At 71.4% G+C, this 18840-nt stretch carries 16 protein-coding genes and 1 pseudogene; 12 read left to right on the top strand and 5 right to left on the bottom strand.

What is annotated here, in order from left to right:
- Nucleotides 1-46: 46 nt before the first annotated feature.
- Both OHN74_RS24990 and OHN74_RS24995 read left to right on the top strand, forming a co-directional pair.
- Complete coding sequence (locus OHN74_RS24990) at nucleotides 47-2659, top strand: bifunctional FO biosynthesis protein CofGH (RefSeq protein WP_327696824.1); 2613 nt, start codon at nucleotides 47-49, stop codon at nucleotides 2657-2659.
- A gap of 308 nt (nucleotides 2660-2967) precedes the next feature.
- Nucleotides 2968-3747, top strand: a pseudogene (locus tag OHN74_RS24995) (helix-turn-helix transcriptional regulator); the annotation flags it as partial.
- Nucleotides 3748-3831: 84 nt separating this feature from the next.
- On the opposite strand, the gene OHN74_RS25000 reads toward OHN74_RS24995, so the two are convergent.
- From OHN74_RS25000 to OHN74_RS25010, 3 genes are read right to left on the bottom strand one after another with little or no spacing between them, the layout of a single operon-like run.
- Nucleotides 3832-5397, bottom strand: a complete 1566-nt coding sequence (locus tag OHN74_RS25000) for an FAD-binding oxidoreductase (RefSeq protein ID WP_327696825.1) — start codon at nucleotides 5395-5397, stop codon at nucleotides 3832-3834.
- Nucleotides 5390-6658, bottom strand: a complete 1269-nt coding sequence (locus OHN74_RS25005; RefSeq protein WP_327696826.1) for an MFS transporter — start codon at nucleotides 6656-6658, stop codon at nucleotides 5390-5392. Before OHN74_RS25005 ends, OHN74_RS25000 begins: the two co-directional genes overlap by 8 nt.
- Nucleotides 6655-7389: an SDR family oxidoreductase gene (locus OHN74_RS25010; RefSeq protein WP_327696827.1), complete on the bottom strand. Its 735-nt coding sequence runs from the start codon at nucleotides 7387-7389 to the stop codon at nucleotides 6655-6657. Before OHN74_RS25010 ends, OHN74_RS25005 begins: the two co-directional genes overlap by 4 nt.
- A 254-nt stretch (nucleotides 7390-7643) precedes the next feature.
- Between OHN74_RS25010 and OHN74_RS25015 the strand changes: the two genes are divergently transcribed.
- The 3 genes from OHN74_RS25015 to OHN74_RS25025 are packed head-to-tail and all read left to right on the top strand — an operon-like array spanning nucleotide 7644 to nucleotide 9878.
- Entirely contained in the window at nucleotides 7644-8684 is a 1041-nt protein-coding gene (locus tag OHN74_RS25015; RefSeq protein ID WP_327696828.1) for a phosphotriesterase family protein, read from the top strand.
- Complete coding sequence (locus tag OHN74_RS25020; RefSeq protein WP_327696829.1) at nucleotides 8674-9015, top strand: cupin domain-containing protein; 342 nt, start codon at nucleotides 8674-8676, stop codon at nucleotides 9013-9015. Before OHN74_RS25015 ends, OHN74_RS25020 begins: the two co-directional genes overlap by 11 nt.
- Nucleotides 9012-9878: an SDR family NAD(P)-dependent oxidoreductase gene (locus OHN74_RS25025; protein ID WP_327696830.1), complete on the top strand. Its 867-nt coding sequence runs from the start codon at nucleotides 9012-9014 to the stop codon at nucleotides 9876-9878. Before OHN74_RS25020 ends, OHN74_RS25025 begins: the two co-directional genes overlap by 4 nt.
- A 65-nt stretch (nucleotides 9879-9943) precedes the next feature.
- On the opposite strand, the gene OHN74_RS25030 is transcribed toward OHN74_RS25025, so the two are convergent.
- Together OHN74_RS25030 and OHN74_RS25035 are read right to left on the bottom strand one after the other, a co-directional pair.
- Nucleotides 9944-10942, bottom strand: a complete 999-nt coding sequence (locus OHN74_RS25030; protein ID WP_327696831.1) for an aldo/keto reductase — start codon at nucleotides 10940-10942, stop codon at nucleotides 9944-9946.
- A 16-nt stretch (nucleotides 10943-10958) separates the two neighbouring features.
- On the bottom strand, nucleotides 10959-12461 hold the full coding sequence (locus OHN74_RS25035) for an FAD-dependent monooxygenase (protein ID WP_327696833.1): 1503 nt from the start codon (nucleotides 12459-12461) through the stop codon (nucleotides 10959-10961).
- Nucleotides 12462-12838: 377 nt separating this feature from the next.
- Here OHN74_RS25035 and OHN74_RS25040 point away from each other — a divergent pair, with 377 nt between their 5' ends.
- The 7 genes from OHN74_RS25040 (at nucleotide 12839) to fabI (ending at nucleotide 18684) form a co-directional block, all read left to right on the top strand.
- The gene (locus OHN74_RS25040) at nucleotides 12839-13807 is read left to right on the top strand and encodes an AfsA-related hotdog domain-containing protein (protein ID WP_327696835.1); all 969 of its coding nucleotides are present in this window, start codon (nucleotides 12839-12841) and stop codon (nucleotides 13805-13807) included.
- Nucleotides 13807-14538 (top strand): HAD family hydrolase, encoded by a 732-nt coding sequence (locus tag OHN74_RS25045; RefSeq protein WP_327696837.1) that lies wholly within the window; start codon nucleotides 13807-13809, stop codon nucleotides 14536-14538. Before OHN74_RS25040 ends, OHN74_RS25045 begins: the two co-directional genes overlap by 1 nt.
- The gene (locus OHN74_RS25050; protein ID WP_327696839.1) at nucleotides 14535-15533 is read left to right on the top strand and encodes a beta-ketoacyl-ACP synthase III; all 999 of its coding nucleotides are present in this window, start codon (nucleotides 14535-14537) and stop codon (nucleotides 15531-15533) included. The genes OHN74_RS25045 and OHN74_RS25050 overlap by 4 nt, the downstream gene beginning before the upstream one ends.
- A 118-nt stretch (nucleotides 15534-15651) precedes the next feature.
- Nucleotides 15652-15903: an acyl carrier protein gene (locus OHN74_RS25055; RefSeq protein ID WP_327696841.1), complete on the top strand. Its 252-nt coding sequence runs from the start codon at nucleotides 15652-15654 to the stop codon at nucleotides 15901-15903.
- A complete protein-coding gene (locus OHN74_RS25060) occupies nucleotides 15903-17150 on the top strand; it encodes a beta-ketoacyl-[acyl-carrier-protein] synthase family protein (RefSeq protein WP_327696843.1) in 1248 nt (415 codons plus the stop codon). Before OHN74_RS25055 ends, OHN74_RS25060 begins: the two co-directional genes overlap by 1 nt.
- Nucleotides 17147-17857, top strand: coding sequence for an SDR family oxidoreductase (locus OHN74_RS25065; protein WP_327696844.1), 711 nt, complete (start codon nucleotides 17147-17149; stop codon nucleotides 17855-17857). The genes OHN74_RS25060 and OHN74_RS25065 overlap by 4 nt, the downstream gene beginning before the upstream one ends.
- Nucleotides 17854-18684 carry an enoyl-ACP reductase FabI gene (gene fabI / locus OHN74_RS25070; protein WP_327696845.1) on the top strand — a complete coding sequence of 277 codons (831 nt, stop codon included), beginning with the start codon at nucleotides 17854-17856 and terminating at the stop codon, nucleotides 18682-18684. Before OHN74_RS25065 ends, fabI begins: the two co-directional genes overlap by 4 nt.
- The last annotated feature ends 156 nt before the right edge of the window (nucleotides 18685-18840 follow it).

Consider the following 18840-nt stretch of genomic DNA (forward strand, 5'->3'; position numbering starts at 1 on the left):
GGGCGGCCCCTGCTGGACCTGATCACATCGATCGTATGCTCGAAGGATGACGACTCCCGAGACCTCCGGAACCGGTTCCACCGAGCGCCCCGGCGCCACCGGCCCGACCGAGAACTCCATGCGTCGCGCCCTGAAACGTGCCCGGGACGGTGTCGCCCTCGACGTCGGCGAGGCGGCCGTGCTGCTCCAGGCCCGCGGCGAGGCCCTCGACGACCTCACCGCGTCCGCGGCCCGCGTACGGGACGCCGGCCTGGAGGCCGCGGGTCGCCCCGGCGTCATCACGTACTCGAAGAGCGTCTTCATCCCCCTGACCCGGCTCTGCCGTGACAAGTGCCACTACTGCACCTTCGTGACCGTGCCGGGCAAGCTCCGCCGGGCCGGACACGGCATGTTCATGTCCCCGGACGAGGTCCTCGACATCGCCCGCCGCGGCGCGGCCCTCGGCTGCAAGGAAGCGCTGATCACCCTCGGCGACAAGCCCGAGGACCGCTGGCCGGAGGCGCGCGAGTGGCTCGACGCGCACGGCTACGACGACACGATCGCGTACGTCCGCGCCATCTCGATCCGCATCCTGGAGGAGACGGGCCTGCTGCCCCACCTCAACCCGGGCGTGATGTCCTGGACGGACTTCCAGCGTCTGAAGCCCGTCGCCCCCTCCATGGGCATGATGCTGGAGACGACCGCGACCCGCCTCTGGTCCGAGCCGGGCGGCCCGCACTACGGCTCCCCGGACAAGGAACCCGCCGTACGGCTACGGGTGTTGGAGGACGCGGGTCGTTCGTCCGTCCCCTTCACTTCCGGGATCCTGATCGGCATCGGCGAGACGTACGAGGAGCGGGCGGAGTCGCTCTTCGCGCTCCGCAGGATCTCGCGCGCCTACCACTCCGTCCAGGAACTGATCATCCAGAACTTCCGCGCCAAGCCGGACACCGCGATGCGCGGAATGCCCGACGCGGAACTGGACGAGCTCGTCGCGACGGTGGCGGTGGCACGCCACATCATGGGCCCGAGCGCCTGCCTCCAGGCCCCGCCCAACCTCGTCGACTCCGAGTACGAGCGGTTGATCGGCGCCGGCATCGACGACTGGGGCGGGGTCTCCCCGATCACCATCGACCACGTCAACCCGGAACGCCCCTGGCCCCAGATCGAGGAACTGGCCTCGAAATCGGCGGCCGTCGGCTTCGAACTGCGCGAACGCCTCTGCGTCTACCCGGAGTTCGTACAGCGCGGCGAGCCCTGGCTCGACCCCCGCCTCCTCCCGCACGTACGAGCACTCGCCGACCCCGAGACGGGCCTCGCGCGCGAGGACGCGATCGTCGAGGGGCACCCGTGGCAGGAGCCGGAGGAGGTGTTCGTGTCGTCCGGCCGCACCGACCTGCACACCACCATCGACACCGACGGCCGTACGTCCGACCGGCGCGACGACTTCGACGAGGTGTACGGCGACTGGGGCGCCCTGCGCGAGGCCGCGGCGCCCGGGATGGTGCCGGAGCGCATCGACACGGACGTACGGCAGGCGTTGCGCACGGCGGCCGACGACCCCACTCGTCTGACCGACGACGAGGCGCTGGCCCTCTTCCACGCGGACGGCCCCGCACTGGACGCGCTGTGCCAAGTCGCCGACGACGTAAGGAAGTCGGCGGTCGGGGACGACGTCACCTACATCGTCACCCGGAACATCAACTTCACCAACGTCTGCTACACCGGCTGCCGTTTCTGCGCCTTCGCCCAGCGCCGCACGGACGCCGACGCCTACACGCTGTCCCTGGACCAGGTGGCCGACCGCGCCCAACAGGCCTGGGACGTGGGGGCGGTTGAGGTCTGTATGCAGGGCGGAATCCATCCCGACCTGCCGGGCACCGCCTACTTCGACATCGCGCGCGCGGTGAAGGAGAGGGTCCCCGGCATGCATGTCCACGCCTTCTCGCCCATGGAGGTGGTGAACGGCGCGACCCGCACCGGGATGCCGATCCGCGAGTGGCTGACAGCCGCGAAGGAAGCCGGTCTCGACACGATCCCCGGCACGGCGGCCGAGATCCTCGACGACGAGGTCCGCTGGGTCCTGACGAAGGGCAAGCTGCCGACGGCGACCTGGATCGAAGTCGTCACGACCGCCCATGAGTTGGGCATCCGCTCGTCCTCGACGATGATGTACGGCCACGTGGACCAGCCGCGCCACTGGCTCGGCCACTTCCGCACCCTGGCCCGCATCCAGCAACAGACGGGCGGCTTCACGGAGTTCGTCACGCTCCCCTTCATCCACACCAACGCCCCGGTGTACCTGGCGGGCATCGCGCGGCCCGGCCCGACGATGCGCGACAACCGGGCGGTCATCGCCATGGCCCGCCTTCTCCTGCACACCCACATCCCCAACATCCAGACCAGCTGGGTCAAGCTGGGCACGGAGGGCGCGGCGGAGATGCTCCGCTCGGGCGCGAACGACCTGGGCGGCACTCTGATGGAGGAGACGATCTCGCGGATGGCGGGGTCGTCGTACGGCTCGTACAAGTCGGTGAAGGACCTGATCGCGGTCGCGGAGGCGGCGGGACGTCCGGCCCGGCCCCGGACCACCCTCTACGGGGAGGTCACGGAGGAGCGGCAGCGGGCGGCGGCTCTGTCGGATGGGCATCTGCCGGAGCTGTTGCCCGTGTTGGAGTGAGCGAGGATTCCGTGGGGCAGGCCGACGGCCTCCCGCACCGGTCCACCGACGTCGGGGGGCGAGTGCGTAAAATCTCGTCCCATATCTCGAACACGGATCCCGCTCCGCGAGAATCGAAGACGTCGGGAGCGTTAAGGCGGAGTTTCACCGCGCGGCAAGTCAAAAATCTTCGAAAAAAGCCCGCAAAAATGGAATACCTACTGGAGCTGCGATCGGTGCCTATTACACCCACGCAATGGTCGAAGGGTGTAGGGTCGCGGTGCACCATTGCGGTCCGATGGGGCGAATGATCTAAGGGGGAGCGCATCATGACAATCACCGAGCAGCAAAGGAAAGAGCTCGCCGCCTTCCTTCGCAACCGACGTGAACGCGTAGCGCCAGAGGCTGTCGGTATCAAGAATTCGTATGGGCGCCGTCGTACGCCGGGCCTGCGCAGAGAGGAGCTCGCCCAGCTCGCCGGGGTGAGTGTGACGTGGTACACGTGGCTCGAACAGGCCCGCAGGATCAGGGTGTCGAGCCAGGTGTTGAACGGTCTGGCGCGGGCCTTGCAGCTCAATACGACGGAGACCGGGCATCTGTTCCGGCTGGCCGGCGAGTTACCGCCGGCAGGGCGGGCACCGTGCTCTCGGGAGCATATTCCGGAGCAATATCTGACCTTCCTCGAATTCCAGGATCCGCTGCCCGCCTTCATTGTGAATCACCGGTTCGACGTGTTGGCATGGAATCAGGGATTCTGTGCACTGTTTCCCCGTTTCGAATCCATGGGGCACAGTCGTCGCAACACTCTCCTGTTGATGTTCGACGAGCAGGCCCGGGAGATGTACCCGAACTGGGAGCAGGACGCCCTCGAAGCGGTGGCGCTCTTCCGCGCACAGGTCGCCGATCAGCTCGCCCATCCCGCATACGCGAAGATGATCAAAGATCTCCAGGCCGAGCACCCGGAGTTCCGCGAACTGTGGGAGCGGCTCGACCTCGCTCCCTCCCTGCCGTCCGTACGCTGCTTCGACCACCCGACCCTGGGGCGGATCGAACTCGGTTATGTGAAGCTGCGGCTCGCGGGCGTGGACGCCACCCTCGTCGTCTACCAGCCCGCTCTGGACAGCCGGTTGATCGACCGCTTCCGTGATCTGGTCGAGGAGCGGATCAGGGTGCGGTTCCGTTCGGGCGGAGACTCAGCCGGACGCCCGTACCGACAGAGCGTGCCGGAAGACATTCCGCGGATCCCAGACGGCCTTGGCCCGCTGGAGACGGGGGTAATTCCCTTTGAAGTACAGCGAGTGCCAGGGAACGCCTGAGGTGTTCCAGCGCGGATCGGCCAGATCCACGTCCGGATAGTTGATGTAAGAGCCGTCGGTACGTGCGTCGGAGACGGGTACTCCGCCTGTCTCCACGTAGAGATCCCGGTACAGTTCCCGGATTCTGCGGATGTGCCGCTCGTCGTCGGCGGGATCGGTCCAATACGTGCCGAGGTAGCTCTTGAGGACCGAATCCCGCTGGGCGACGGCGGTCGCCGCGGGGTCCACCGTGTTGACCTTCCGGCCGTAGGAGAACAGCACCACCGTCGTATGACCGTCGTAGTCCGGGTCGGAGAGACGCCGGAAGAGCAGCTCGGTCTCCGCGGCCGAGTACGGCCGCCGCAGATAGGCGCCCTTGCTCTTCGAGCGGGTCAGCTCCCCGCGGTTCTCCACGTCCCGCTGGGTGACTCCCAGCCACGGCATGCTCGTGTACGTGATCCGGCACGGGGTCCCTACGCCGCTGCCCACAGCGGCGACGTACTCCTTGAGCCGGTCGTGTGCGGCGGGGGCAGAGCCGTCCAGCTGCGCGCCGAGGACGATCCGGCCGACCGCGTGCTGGTTGAGGTACAGCGCGCTGTACAGACTCTCGTACGTCGGGTCCGTGCCGTCCTCCGTGCTGTGCCAGTCGCCGTGGTTGCGGACGAGCCTGGCGAAGTCCCGCTCGCTCAGCGTCTCCCAGGGCCACTCGGCGGAAGCGAAGAGGACCGTCTTCGGCGGCCGGGGCAGCACGTCCCGCGGGGCGTCCGAGTCCGCTTCCGGGGAGCGGAACCAGTAGCGCGTGACCACTCCGAAGTTCCCGCCGCCCGCGCCGGTGTGCGCCCACCACAGATCGTGGTGCGGGTCGGAGGGGGACCGGGCGGCGACCACGGTGCGGGCCTCACCCGCGCCGTCGGCGACGACGACCTCCACCGCCTCCAGGTGGTCGACGATCAGCCCGTGCCGTCGGCACAGCGCGCCGAAGCCTCCGCCCTGGACATAGCCGCCGAGCCCGACCGACGGGCAGGTGCCGCCGGGCAGGGCCACGCCCCAGTTCAGGTACAGGGAACGGTAGACGGAGCCGAGCAGTGCGCCCGCGCCGATGCCGAATGCCGCCCGGTCCTCGTCGTACGTGACGTCGTCGAGCTCGGACAGGTCGACGAGGGTGCGCACCGCCGGGTCGTCCACCAGGCCCTCCAGGCCGTGGCCGCCGCCGCGCACCGCGAGCCGTGACCCGTCGTGGACGGCGGCGGTGACGACCCGGCGTACCTCTTCGGCGGTACGCGGCACATGGATCCGGTCCGGCCGGCCGGTGAAGCGCGTGTTGCGCGACCGCGTGGTGAGGGAGAGGTAGCGGGGGTCGGCGGGAGTGATCGCGGGTACGCCCTGTGCGGGCACGCCCTGCGCCGGGATGCCCTGCGCAGGGATGCCGGGCATGGCGAGGACGGGATCGGATATGTCAGTCATCGGTGGCGGCCATCGCCTTTCGTGAGGTCACTGTGCGGCGCACCGCCGCGTGGCCGAGGAGCAGGAGCAGGGCGCAGACACCCGCGGCACAGCCGAGCAGGGCGGTGTCCGGCCAGCCGCCGTGCGCCCAGAGGGGACCCGTCAGCGCGGAGCCCGCCGCACCGCCGAGGAAGTAGCAGGTCATGTAGACGGTCGTGACGCGGCTGCGCATCTCGTCGCCGACCTGGGCGAAGACCGTCGTCTGGTTGGAGATGTGCGCGGCCTGGACCGCGAAGTCGATCAGGAGGATCGCCGTGCCGAGCACCAGCAGTGAGGACGACAGGACCGACACCACGGCGAACGACACGGCGATGAGCGCGAACGCGCAGGCACTGACGGCCCGTTGGCGTCCCCGGTCGGCGAACCGGCCCGCCAGGTTGGCGCCGAGGGCGCCGCCCGCGCCGAGCAGACCCATCGCGCCGATCGCGGCGGAGCCGTAGTGGTAGGGCTCCTGGATCAGGCGGAGCGGCACGGCGGTCCACAGCACGGTGAAGGCGGCGAACCCCAGGGCGCCGTACAGGCAGCGCTCCATGATCACCGGCCGTGCCCGGACGAGGGAGAACAGCGAGCCGATGAGCCGGGCGTACCCGCGTGCGGTCAGGGGCGTTCCGGCGGGCTGTGGGGGCAGGATGCGGCGCAGCATCACGCAGACACCGAGCATCAGGGCCGCCGCACCCCAGAACACGGCCCGCCAGTCGACGAGTTCGGCCACCACCCCGGCGAAGGTCCGGCACAGCAGCGCGCCGAGGATGACGCCGGTCATCACGGTGCCCACCACCTGCCCGCGCCGTTCGGGCGGTGCCATGCCCGCGGCCTGCGGCACGATCACCATGGCGGCGACGCTCACCAGGCCGAGCAGGAAGAACAGGCCGGTGAGGAACTCGCCGTCCGCCCAGGGAATCACCGCGAGCACCGCGGCTGCCGTGGTCACCAGGACCGTGAGCAGCCGTCTGCGGTCGACGGCGTCGCCCAGCGGTACCAGCGCGAACAGGCCGAGGGCGTAACCGAACTGGGTGGCCGAGACGGACGAGGTGAGCGAGCCGGGCGTGCGGTGCAGCGAGGCCGCGAGCTCGGGCAGGATCGGCTGGAGGTAGTACAGGTTGGCCACGCACAGACCGCAGGCGGCGGCGAGCAGCAGCACGGTGATCCGGCCGACCCGCGGCCGCGGCGGCGCGGCGGGCCCCGCCAGGCCCGTCGCGCCGCCGTGCGCCGCCTCGCTCACAGCGTGCCGCCGCCATCGATGTGCAGGACCGCGCCGGTCACGAAGGTGTTCTCCAGCAGGTGGAGCACCGTTGCCGCGACATCGTCGGGCTGTCCGACGCGGCCCACCGGGGTGCTCTGCGCGGTCTGCTCGAAGAGACCCGCGCGGGCCTCGTCGGGCAGGAAGGACCAGAGCGGGGTGTCGATCATCCCGCCGACGACGACGTTGACGCGCACCGGGGCGAGCTCGACGGCCAGGGAGCGGCCCATGCCGCCGATGCCCGCGTTGGCGGCGGCGGTCGCGCTCATGTCGGCGTACGACTTGAAGCCGGCCGCACCGGCGATCAGCACGATCGAGCCCTGGCCCGAGATCTTCCTGCCGGCGTGCCGGACACTCAGCAGCTGGCCGACGATCTTGGTGTCGAGGGCGGCGCGCACCGCGTCGAGGGACACGTCGTAGACGGAGCCGACGGCCATGTCACCGGGGCAGACGACGAGGTGGTCGAGGGAGTCGATGCCCGCGAAGAAGGCGGCGACGCTCTCCTCGTCGGTCACGTCCACGACATCGGTGGTGATGCCGTCGATCTCCTTGGCGGTCTGCTCCAGCTTGTCCTGGGAGCGGGAGCCGACGACGACCTGGGCACCCGCGGCGGCGGCCTGCCGGGCCACCGCCTTGCCGATGCCGGACGAGCCGCCGATCACCACGACACGGGCGCCGGACAGGGAAGAGGGGGTGGAGGAGGAAGCGGACAAGGTTGTCTCCAGGTGACGAGCGAACGGGTGCGTGTCGGCCGGTCCGGAGATGACCGCCCGGCCGCTACCGACGCTGTCAGCTCGCGCCAGAGGCAGGGAGACGAGGTTTCATGCTAGTTGGAACACCACCTGGTTAGGCCTTTGCGGGCGGGCCACCATGGTTGTCGTCGGGCGCGTCGGCCTGCCCGGCGCAATGACTGTTGTCCCGATGCCCCCCATATCCCGATGCCCCCCATATTCCGAGGCGGTTCTCTGTGCGTACGGAAAGTCCCTTCCCGCACGACCCGGTACCGACGGTGCGCGGGCCGGTCGCCGCGGCGGACCTGGGTGTCACGCTCGCGCACGAGCATCTTTTCGTGTTGAGTTCCGAATTCCAGTCGAATTTCCCCCACTTGTGGGACCGCGAGGCCGGAGTACGTGAGGCCGTGCGCCAATTGGAGCAGGCGTACGCGGCCGGGGTGCGGACCCTCGTGGACATGACGGTGCTCGGACAGGGGCGTGACATCGGCCTGGTGCGTGCCGTCGCCGAGCGCACCCCGGTGAACATCGTGCTCGCCACCGGCGTCTACAGCGTCGACGGCATACCGCTCTTCGCCCGCTTCCGGGGCCCCGGCGCCGCCGTCGAGGCGGACGACCCGCTGATCGAGCTGCTCCTGCGGGACGTCACCACCGGCATCGCGGACAGCGGAGTCCGGGCGGGCCTGGTGAAGTTCGCCTGCGAGCGCACCCCGCCGGACGCGTCCGCGCACCGGATGGCCGCAGTCGTCGCCGAGGTGCACCGGCACACCGGCGTACCGGTGGTGGTGCACTGCGACCCGTTCGAGGGCAACGGCGTCCACCTGGTGCGGCTCCTGGAGAAGGAAGGCGTGGCGGCCGGCTCCGTGGTCGTCGCGCACGCCGGGGACTCGGCCGACCTGAAGGGCCTGCGCGCCCTCGCGGACACCGGCTGCGTCCTTGGCTACGACCGCTACGGCATGACGCCCTTCGCCCCCGACGAGCAGCGCAACGCCACTTTGGCAGCGCTCGTCCGGGCGGGCCACGCGGCCCAGTTGCTCGTCTCGCAGGACCACCCGGTGCACATCGACTACCTGACGGCCGAGCAGCGGGAACGCGTGTATCCGGGCTGGAGCTACGTCCATCTCTTCGAGCGCGTCCTGCCGCTCCTCCTGAAGGAGCCGGGCATCGACGAGGAGACCGTGCACACCCTCCTGGTCGACAACCCGCGGCGGCTGCTGTCGCGGATCGCCGCGCCCCGCCCCTCCGGCGAGCGCACGGAGGTGCGGGATGCCGCTTGAACCCTGGGAGGAGCTGGGCGCCGAACTGCTCGTCGACGAGGACCACGTCAAGTGCTGGGTGGAGACCGTGCCCCCCGGCGAGCAGCGGCCCGCCCACACCCACCGCCACCCCTGGGTGACCGTCGTGCTCTCCGGGGCGCACGGTGAATCCCTGGACGAGAACGGCGAGTTGATCAAAGCGGTGTCGCTGGAGACGGGACAGGTGGTGCACAACCGCGGCGAGTCCCTGCCCATGCGGCACTACGTCCACAACCTCTCCGACCGGACTCTCGTCATGGTCGCCATCGAGCTCCGCACGCCCAGCGTGCCGGAGGAAGGACCGAACCCATGAGCCGACCCGAGCGCTCAGCAGAACAACAGCCGCCGAGCGCCCCCGCCCTCGTCACCGGAGCCACCTCCGGGCTCGGCCGGAGCCTCGCGCGGGCCCTCGCCGACCGGGGCTGGATCGTCCTGGTGCACGGCAGGGACGAGAACAGGTGCGCCGCCGTCGTCGACGAGCTGCGCGCGGCGGGCGGCACGGCACATCCGTACGTCGCGGACCTCGCCTCCCTGGAGGAGGCCGCCGAGCTGGGCCGGCGGGTGGCCGCCGAGCACCCCTCACTGGGGCTGCTCGTGAACAACGCGGGAGTGGGCGCGGGGCGTGACGCACGCCGCCGCGAAGTGAGCCGGGACGGCTACGAGCTGAGGTTCGCCGTCAACTACCTTGCGCCGGTGGTCCTCACCCGCGGGCTGCGCTCACCCCTGCGCGCGGCGGGTACGGCACAGGTGCTCAACATCGGGTCGATCGGACAGAGCCCCTTCGACCCGGACGACGTCCAGTTCACCCGGCGCTACGACGGCATGGAGGCGTACACCCGCAGCAAGTTCGCGCTGGCCGCCTTCACGTTCACCATCGCGGAGGAGTACGCCCGCGAGGGCATCAGGGTCAACTGCGTGCACCCCGCGAACTACATGGACACCACGATGGTCGTCGAGGCCGGGGTGCGTCCCTGGTCCTCGGTGGCCGAGGGGACGGCCGCCGTGCTGCACGCCCTCGACGAGGGTGCTCGGGGCGCGAGCGGCCAGTACTACAACGAGAGCCGCCGGGCCCAGGCACACCGTCTCGCCCACAGCGCCGACACCCAGCGCCGGCTCACCTCCCTCACCGACCGGCTCATCGCTCCCACGGAGCGGGCGGGCGGCACATCCTGGTGACAGCGGACGGACGGCGGACGGGCTCGGGCAGCGCCGAGAAGCGCGCCCGGGCCCGTCCGCCGTTCTCAGTCCTCCTGGACCATGGCGAGCAGGTGCTCGGGGAAGCGCTCGCCCGCGAAGGCACCGGGCGGCGCGAGCTCGTCGACCTCCCGCAGCACCTCGGGGGTCGGGACGACGGCTCCCGCGGAGGCGTTCTCGTTCATGTGCGTACGCTTCTGCGCCCCCGGGATCGGTACGACACCCTGCGCGACCAGCCACGCGAGCGCGAACTGCGCCGGTGAGCAGCCCAGTCGGGACGCCAGCTCGCCGATCCTGGCGACCAGCCGCTGGTTGACGCCGAGGTTGTCCTCGGAGAACCGGGGCAGACCGCGCCGCATGTCGTCCTGGGCCAGCTCGGCCCCGGAGAGTTCGCCGGACAGCAGCCCGCGGCTGAAGGGGCTGTAGGCGACGAAGCCGATGCCGAGTTCCCGCACCGTGGGCAGCACCGAGCGCTCCGGGTTGCGGCTGGCGAGGGAGTACTCGGTCTGCACCGCGGTGATGGGATGCACGGCGTGCGCCGCGCGGATCGTCCTCGAACCGGCCTCGGAGAGCCCCAGGTGCCGTACTTTTCCGGCGGCGACGAGCTGCGCCATGGCGCCGACCGACTCCTCGACCGGCACCTGGGGGTCGACCCGGTGCAGGTAGTACAGGTCGATGTGGTCGGTGCCCAGGCGCTTCAGGCTGGCGTCGACGGCCTCGGCGATGTGCCGGGGGCTCCCGTCGACCCGTACGCCGTCCGGGGTCCGGATCAGCCCGCACTTGGTGGCGAGCGTGACCCGGTCGCGGTGCCCGCCGGCCAGCGCCCGGCCGACGATCTCCTCGCTCAGGCCGGCGCCGTACATGTCCGCGGTGTCGAGGAAGTCCATGCCCCGGTCCAGGGCCTCGTGGATGGTGCGGATCGACTCGGCCTCGTCGCGGTCGCCGTAGAACTCGGCCATGCCCATGCAGCCGAGGCCGATCGCGGACACCTCCAGCCGGCCGCCGAGCAGGACGCGGTTCAGGGTGTGCGGTGTGGTGGTGGTCATGCCTTCTCCTCGTGGGCTACGAACGGTGGGGCGAGGCGGTGGTCCCGGGGTCGCCCTGGCGGGCGGGCAGGAGCTGTTCGAGGCGGCGCAGGGCGGTGGGGTCGGCGAGGGCTGCTGCCGCGGCGACGACGCCGTCGGGACGTACGAGCACGGCTCCCGGGCGACGTGCGCCCAGGGCGCGCGCGGTCCGCGCGTCCAGGTGGGCGCAGACGGGTACGTCCCGCCCGGTGAAGGGGGTGCGGCCCGCGAGGACGAGCAGCGTGTGCCGCCCGTCGCGCAGCAGGTCGTGGGTGCGACCGCCGGACGGAAGGGGGATGTCCGGCAGCCGTGTTCCGGGGCCGAGCGGCCCGAGTGCGGGGCCCTCGGCGGGATAGCGCAGGTCCATCTGCGCGAAGCGGGACGGCAGGACGCGGTCGAGGACACCGCTGCGCTCGGCGGCGGACGCCGCGAGGTCCCGGGCCCGCTCGCGCCAGCCGCCCCACGTCCACAGCCGGGTCTGCCGGTCGGTGTCGGTGACCACGGCACGCGCGACATGCATGCGTTCCCGCTCCCACGCCCCGAGCGCGGTCTCCGGCAGCCGGCCGCGGATCACGTCCGCGAGACGCCAGGCCGCTTCGTGAGCGTCCTGGATGCTGGTGTTCAGGCCCTGCCCGCCGGCCGGGCTGTGCACATGCGCCGCGTCGCCCGCGAGCAGCACCCGCCCCTCGCGGAACCGGTCGGCCATCTTGCGGTGGACGCGGAAGTGGCCCGAGCCGCTGACGGAGGCCAGCTCCAGGGGAACCGGGCTGCGCTCGGCGGCGATCGCCCGCACGGTCTCCTCGACGTTCTCCTCGGTGGCGCCTTCGGGGGCGCTGCCGAAGACACGTATGAGTCCACCGGGGAGACCGACGACGACCAGCACGCCCGCGGGGCCCATGAAGTAGTGCGCCTCGGCGGGTGCGAGGGAGGTCTCCCACTCCCCGTCGACGAGGACGAACGACTGGGGGTAGGTCGGCCCGGTGAACGCGACGCCGAGCCGCTCGCGGACCGCGCTGTGCGCGCCGTCGCAGCCGAGCAGCCGGCCCGTGCGGTGGACGGTCCCCGACAGGTCGGCCTCCACCCTGTCGGCGTCCTGGGCGAGGGCCGTCAGCCGATGGCCGTACTCGACCCGTCCGCCCGCCTCGTGCAGCGCTTCGAGCAGCAGTCCCTCGGTCTCGTTCTGCGGGAGGGAGAGGGGGGTTCCGAAGCGACTGCCCTTCAGGCCACGGAAGTTGATACGGGCGACACGGCGGCCACGGGTGTAGTAGTTGGCGGCGACGACCGGTAGGGCGGCGTCACGGACGCGTTCCTCCAGGCCTAGGCGGGCCATCACCTCCAGCGCGCGCGGCTGGAGGATGACCGCCTTCGCATGGGGGTTCCTTCGGGCCGCGCGATCGACGATTCTGGTGTCGATCCCGCGGCGGAGCAGCTCGGTGGCCATCATCAGGCCGGTCGGCCCCGCGCCGACGACCAGTGCTTCGCTGTCCACGGTGAACGTCACACCTCCTGCGCTCAGGGGGGGGGGCGCCACGTCGGCTCGTGTGGCCGGTTCACGCCGGATGGCCATCGTGCACGAAATCAAAGGGTGGGACGTGGTGCGCCTGATACCCCTGAGTCCTGCACCACCCTGAGGAATCTTTCCGGTGGCGGCTCCGGCCGGCGGCGGCCGTTCGACCCCGCCGCTGATGCCTCGTCGACATGACGTGAGGTTCTGTCAACGGGCACGAAGAGCGGCAAAAGGGGCTTTTGGCCGCCGGGTGGTGGTACCGATTTCAAGGGTATAAGCCGCACAGGTGGCAGAAAGCTCTGGCTGACGGCTGTTCGGCGTTCGAAGAATGTGAGCCACGAGCCCGGCCACTGCCCAAGGAGCAGCACACGATGCCCCTCCCTCAGAGCGCCCTCGCCCCGGACGCGGTCACATCCGCCCCCGCACTCTCCCACCGTCGCACGATCGACCGTGTCGACGTCCACCGCTGGGCGGTCAGCGAGGTCTTCCTCACCGACTACGCCGACCTGTCCGCCGACACCTACCTCGCCGCGGCCCAACTGCCGCCCGCACACTACTACTTCGGCGACCACACCGGCCCGGCCGCCGACCGCCCCGACAGCATGCTCCTCCTGGAGTGCTGCCGGCAGTTCGCCACCTGCATCGCCCACCGCGGCCTCGGCGTCGCCAGGGACAGCGCCTTCCACGTCAGTGAATGGACGCTCGCCCTCACCGGCGACACCCCGCTCCCGCCGCACGACCGGCCCCGCGAGCTGAACATCGAGGCCGCCGTCACCCGCAGCCAGATCCGCTCCGGGACGGTACGCGCCGCGCGGTACGTCCTTGAGCTCTCGCTCGGTGGAGCGGTACTCGGCCGCTGCGACATCTCGGCCCGCTACTCGCCCGGTGAGGAGGCGGAGATCGTCCGCCGCTACCACCGCAGGTCGGCGCCGCCGCTGTCCGGTTCGCTGCCCGCCGTACCGCCCGGCACGCCCGTGCCGCCCTCCGACGTGGCCCGCCGCGATCCCGCCAACGTGGCGCTCGCCGACGCCCGCCGCGTGGCCGGCGGGGTGTCCGCCGTGGTGGCGGTGGGGTCCGGGCACCGTACGCACTTCGACCACCCGCAGGACCACTACACGGCGATGATCCTCATGGAGGCCGCCCGGCAGGCCGCGCTCCTCGCGGCGGGCACCGGCGTGCGGATCACCGGCTACCGGTCGAGGTTCGCCCGGTTCGCCGAACTCGACGCCCCGGTCCGGGTCGCCGCCGTGCGCCGCACCCGCGACGAGGTCGCCGTGCGCTTCCGGCAGGACGGCACCGTCGTCAGCGAGATAGCCGTCGGCGTCGCGGAGGAGCTCTGATGGCGCCGGTGACCGGACCCGTGCGCGCGGTCTGGACCGACTACGGCGGCGTACTGACCCCGCCGGTGGCCGAGACGCTGGAGCCCTTCTGCGCCCGGCTCGGGGTGCCCTCGGCCACGCTCCTCGCCGCAATGCGGCAGGTGGCCCGCGACTGCGGGGCCGGTGACGACGGCATGGCACCGCTCGACACCCCGCTGCTCACCCAGGAGACCTGGGAGCGTCGGATGGAGGAGACCCTCGCGGCGCACAGCGGCATCCACGTCGACCTCAGTGACTACCCCGCACGCTGGTTCGCCGACCGCGCGGTCAACCAGCCCTGGCTGGACACCCTGCACCGGTTGCGCCGACAGGGAGTGTTCGTCGGGCTGCTGTCCAACATGCCGCCCGCCTGGGACCGCCACTGGCGGCTGACCGTGCCGCCCGAGGGACTCTTCGACGCGGTGGTGCTGTCGTACGAGTCGGGCTGCCGCAAGCCCGAGCGGGAGATCTTCCGCAGGGCCGCCGAGCGGGCCGGGGTGCCCGGCGAACAGTGCGTGCTCGTCGACGATCTCGCGGTCAACTGCGCGGGCGCCGAACAGGCAGGCTGGCACGCCGTGCACTTCACCGACACCGCGAACGCCACGATCAGGGTGGAGGAGCTGGTCAACGAGGGCAGGGCGGGCGCCGCTACGGCACGCGTCGGTGCGGAGGGTGACGATCGGGACGCCTTCGGCAGGGGAGGTCGCGCGTGAGAGCGGCCGTCATCAGCGGCATCGGTGCGTGGCTGCCGCCCAACGTGGTCGGCAACGACGACCTCGCGGCCCGTATGGACACCTCGGACGAGTGGATACGCACCCGCACCGGCATCCGCACCCGGCACTTCGTCTCCGCCGGCATGCCCACCTCCCGCCTCGCCGCCGAGGCCGGGGCGCGGGCCCTGGAGTCGGCGGGCACGGCGGACGTCGACGCGGTGGTGCTCGCCACCACCACGCCCGACCGCCCCTGCCCGGCCACCGCTCCCGAGGTGGCCCGCCGCCTGGGTCTCACCGGACGCCCGGCCTTCGACGTCTCCGCCGTCTGCACGGGATTCCTGTACGCCCTCACCACCGCCGCCGGAATGATCGCGTCCGGCGCCGCCGACCAGGTCCTCGTCATCGGCGCCGAGGCCTTCAGCACCCTCATCGACCCGCAGGACCGCTCCAGCGCCGTCGTGTTCGGCGACGGTGCGGGCGCCGTGGTGCTGCGCGCCGGCGAGCCCGGTGAGCCCGGCACCCTCGGCCGGATCGTCCTCGGCAGCGACGGCTCGCTCGCCGACCTGATCACGGTACGGGCCGGCGGCTCGGAGCAACCCCGCCCGCACCCCGACGCCGATCCGGCCGACCGCTACTTCTCCATGCGCGGCCGGGAGGTGTTCGGGCACGCGGTGACCCGTATGACCGAATCGGCACGCACCGCCCTCGCCCACACCGGATGGCAGCCGGACGACGTCGACCGGCTGGTCGGCCACCAGGCCAACCTGCGCATCCTGCACGCCGTCGCGGAGCAACTGGACATCCCCGTGGCACGGCTGGTGATCCATCTGGACCGGGTCGGGAACACGGCCGCGGCCTCCATCCCGCTCGCCCTGGCACACGCACACGACACGGGGGACCTCACCCCCGGCGCCCGTGTCGTCCTGGCCGCCTTCGGCGGCGGCGCCACCTGGGGGGCCACGGCACTGACCTGGCCCGCGCTGAAGTCCGCGTAACCACCGGCACGTTCATACCGGGCGCGGCTCAGGTCCGCGTCACCGCAAGCACGTTCACATCACCCGCCCCCGGACGCGTCCGCGCCCGGTTCCCCCCCACCCGAAAGGCACCGTCGCGATGAGCACCTTCACGCCCCCCACCTTCGAGATCCTCTCCCAGGTCCTGGAAGAGAAGTTCGGAGTCCTGCGCGAGGACATCAGGCCCGACACCGTTCTGGAGGACATCGAACTGGACTCACTCGCGCTCATCGAGGTCGCGCTGACCCTGCAGAAGCAACTCGGCGTGGTGATACCCACCGAGGACCTCAACAGCAGCGGCACCGTCTCGGACCTCTTCGAGCTGGTGAACACGGCGGCGGGGAACGCCTGATGGCCGAGGCCGTAGGACGGGACCCACGCGTCGCGATCACGGGCATCGGCCTGGTCACCCCGGCCGGCATCGGGGTGGCGGCCAACTGGGAGCGGCTGCTGTCGGGCCGCCCCACCGCACAGCGCGACCCGGCGCTCGCCGGACTCCCGGTGGACATCTCCTGCCGGGTCCCCGGCTTCGACGCCAACGCCCTGCTCGGCCGCTCCACGGCCTGGCGCCTGGACCGGGTCACTCAACTCGCCCTGGTGGCAGCCAAGGAGGCGCTTTCCGACGCGGGCCTGGACCCGGACGGGTGGGACGGCGCCCGGGTCGGCGTGGTGATGGGCAACGCGCTGGGCGGCACCGCCTCCTACGAGGACGCCCACACCGCATTCCACCAGGAGGGCGCCGACCAGGTCTCACCGCTGGTGATGGTGAACTGGCCGGTCAACATGATCTCCGGATACCTCGCCATGCACTGCCGGGCGCTCGGCCCCAACCTCGTGGTCGCCACGGCCTGCGCCTCCGGTGTCACGGCGATCGGCACCGCACGGCAGCTGCTCCGGTCCGGCATGTGCGACGTCGTGCTCGCCGGCGCCTCCGAGGCACCGATCAGCCCGACCCCGATGGCCGCCTACCACCGCATGGGCGCCCTGTCCCGGCGCACCGAGGACCCGGCGGGGGCGTCACGCCCCTTCGACGCGGACCGCGGCGGTTTCGTGGCCGCGGAGGCGGCGGCCGTGCTGGTCCTGGAGCGTGAGCGGGACGCGACAGCGCGGGGCGGCACGGTCCGCGCGCTGGTCGCGGGCTACGGCGCCAGCGCCGACGGGCACCACGCCTCCGCGCCGGACCCGACGGGCGCGGGCGTCGAACGCGCCCTGCGGTCGGCGCTCATCGACGCGGAGGTCGCCCCCGAGGCCGTCGACCACGTCAACGCCCATGGCACATCGACCAGGTTGAACGACCTGATGGAGTCCCGGCTGATCAACCGGGTTCTGCTCGGCCGGCCGTCGGTGACCTCCACCAAGGGTGTCACGGGGCACGCGCTCGGTGCCGCGGGTGCCATCGAGGTGGCGTACGCGGCCCTGACCGTCGAGCACGGTCTCGTGCCGCCCACCGCCAACCTCGACAAGCTCGACCCCGAGATCGACATCGACGTCGTCAGCGGTGCGCCGCGCGAGCAGCACGTCGAGACCGCGACCAGCCATTCCTTCGGGTTCGGCGGGCAGAACGCCGTCCTGGTCCTCCAGAAAGCAGGCACAGCATGACCGAGGGCCGGTCCGTCTTCGTCACCGGCGCCAACCGTGGCATCGGTCTGGCCATCGCCCGCGCCTTCGCCGCACAGGGCGACCGGGTCGCCGTCGGGCACCGGTCGGGCGAACCTCCCGAGGGCTTCTTCGGCGTACGCTGCGACGTCACTGATCCCGGGTCGCTGGACACCGCGTACGAGAAGATCGAGGCCGAACACGGCCCCGTGCAGGTCCTGGTGGCGAACGCCGGGATCATGCGGGACAAGCTGGCACTGCATACCACCGACGAGGATTTCCTGGAACTCCTCGACACCAATCTCGTGGGTGCCTTCCGGTCGGCGCGGCGGGCCGTCCCCGGCATGCTGGAAGGCCGGTGGGGCCGGCTCGTCTTCATCTCGTCCTTCTCCGGGATGCTCGGCTCGCCGGGACAGGCCAACTACGCGGCCTCCAAGACGGGCCTCACCGGCCTGGCCCGCTCGCTCGCCCGGGAGCTGGGGCGGCGCGGCATCACGGCCAATGTGGTGGCTCCCGGCTTCATCGACACCGACATGGTGGCCGGCGTCAGCCCGAAGAGGCGTGCCGAGTACCTCTCCATGACGGCGCTCGGCCGTCCCGGCACTCCGGAGGAGGTGGCGAACGTGGTGCGCTTCCTCGCCGGTGCGGACGCCTCGTACGTCACCGGCGCGTTCATCCCTGTCAGCGGCGGTCTCGGGATGGGCGTATGAGCACGTCGGCGCAGGACGCCCGGGCCGAGGGCACCTCGACCGAGACCGGCCGGCCGACGGGCGGGCTGCTCGCCGGGAAGCGGCTGCTGATCACCGGGGTGCTCTCCGACACCTCGATCGCCTTCCACGTGGCGCGGATCGCCCAGCGGGAAGGGGCCAGGGTGGTCCTGACTTCCTTCGGGCGGGCCCTGCCCATCACGGAGGCGATGGCGGAGCGCCTGCCGATGCCCGCACCGGTGGTCCGTCTCGACGTCACCGAGCGTGGCGATCTCGACGCGTTGCAGGACGCGGTGGCCGGCCACCTGGGCGGTCTCGACGGCATCGTGCACTCGATCGCGTTCGCCCCCCGGTCCGCGCTCGGCGGCGCCTTCCTCGACACGTCGTGGCAGGACGCGGCGACGGCGCTCGAAGTGTCGGCGTACTCCCTCAAGGCCCTGGTCACAGCATGCCTTCCCCTGATGGAGGAAGGCTCGTCCGTGGTGGGCCTCGACTTCGACGCGGCCCTGGCCTGGCCCGGCTACGACTGGATGGGCGTCTCCAAGGCCGCGCTCGAGTCCGTCGCCCGCTACCTGGCGCTGTACCTCGGCGAACGGCGCATCCGCGTCAACCTGGTCGCGGCGGGCATGGTCCGTACCCTGGCCGCGCGTTCGATCCCCGGAGTGGACCGGATGGAGCAGATCTGGCGCACCCGCCCGCCGCTCGCCTGGGACGTCCACGATCCGGAGCCGACGGCGAAGGCCTGCGTGGTGCTCCTGTCGGACTGGCTGCCGGCCACCACCGGCGAGATCCTGCACGTCGACGGGGGGCTGCACGCGGTCATGACATGAAGCACCGATCCCATGAAGACGACGGTACGGTACGACCCACCCGGGTCGTACCGCCTCCGGCATCAATGCGGGTGGGCGGGCGGGAAGAGCCCCGACCGTCAGTACCCCACCCTGAACGTGGCGTCCTGCTTCTCGGTGGTCGTGGAGATCGTCTCG

This window comes from Streptomyces sp. NBC_00459 (assembly GCF_036013955.1).
Taxonomy (GTDB): Bacteria; Actinomycetota; Actinomycetes; order Streptomycetales; family Streptomycetaceae; genus Streptomyces.

Bases quoted from the DNA above. Each gene is read 5' to 3' on its own strand.
- OHN74_RS25020 (WP_327696829.1), top strand. From the start codon at position 8,674: ATGCCGCTTGAACCCTGGGAGGAGCTGGGCGCCGAACTGCTCGTCGAC.
- OHN74_RS25060 (WP_327696843.1), top strand. From the start codon at position 15,903: ATGGCCGAGGCCGTAGGACGGGACCCACGCGTCGCGATCACGGGCATC.
- OHN74_RS24990 (WP_327696824.1), top strand. From the start codon at position 47: ATGACGACTCCCGAGACCTCCGGAACCGGTTCCACCGAGCGCCCCGGC.
- OHN74_RS25055 (WP_327696841.1), top strand. From the start codon at position 15,652: ATGAGCACCTTCACGCCCCCCACCTTCGAGATCCTCTCCCAGGTCCTG.
- OHN74_RS25030 (WP_327696831.1), bottom strand. From the start codon at position 10,942: ATGACCACCACCACACCGCACACCCTGAACCGCGTCCTGCTCGGCGGC.
- OHN74_RS25045 (WP_327696837.1), top strand. From the start codon at position 13,807: ATGGCGCCGGTGACCGGACCCGTGCGCGCGGTCTGGACCGACTACGGC.
- OHN74_RS25040 (WP_327696835.1), top strand. From the start codon at position 12,839: ATGCCCCTCCCTCAGAGCGCCCTCGCCCCGGACGCGGTCACATCCGCC.
- fabI (WP_327696845.1), top strand. From the start codon at position 17,854: ATGAGCACGTCGGCGCAGGACGCCCGGGCCGAGGGCACCTCGACCGAG.
- OHN74_RS25065 (WP_327696844.1), top strand. From the start codon at position 17,147: ATGACCGAGGGCCGGTCCGTCTTCGTCACCGGCGCCAACCGTGGCATC.
- OHN74_RS25000 (WP_327696825.1), bottom strand. From the start codon at position 5,397: ATGACTGACATATCCGATCCCGTCCTCGCCATGCCCGGCATCCCTGCG.
- OHN74_RS25025 (WP_327696830.1), top strand. From the start codon at position 9,012: ATGAGCCGACCCGAGCGCTCAGCAGAACAACAGCCGCCGAGCGCCCCC.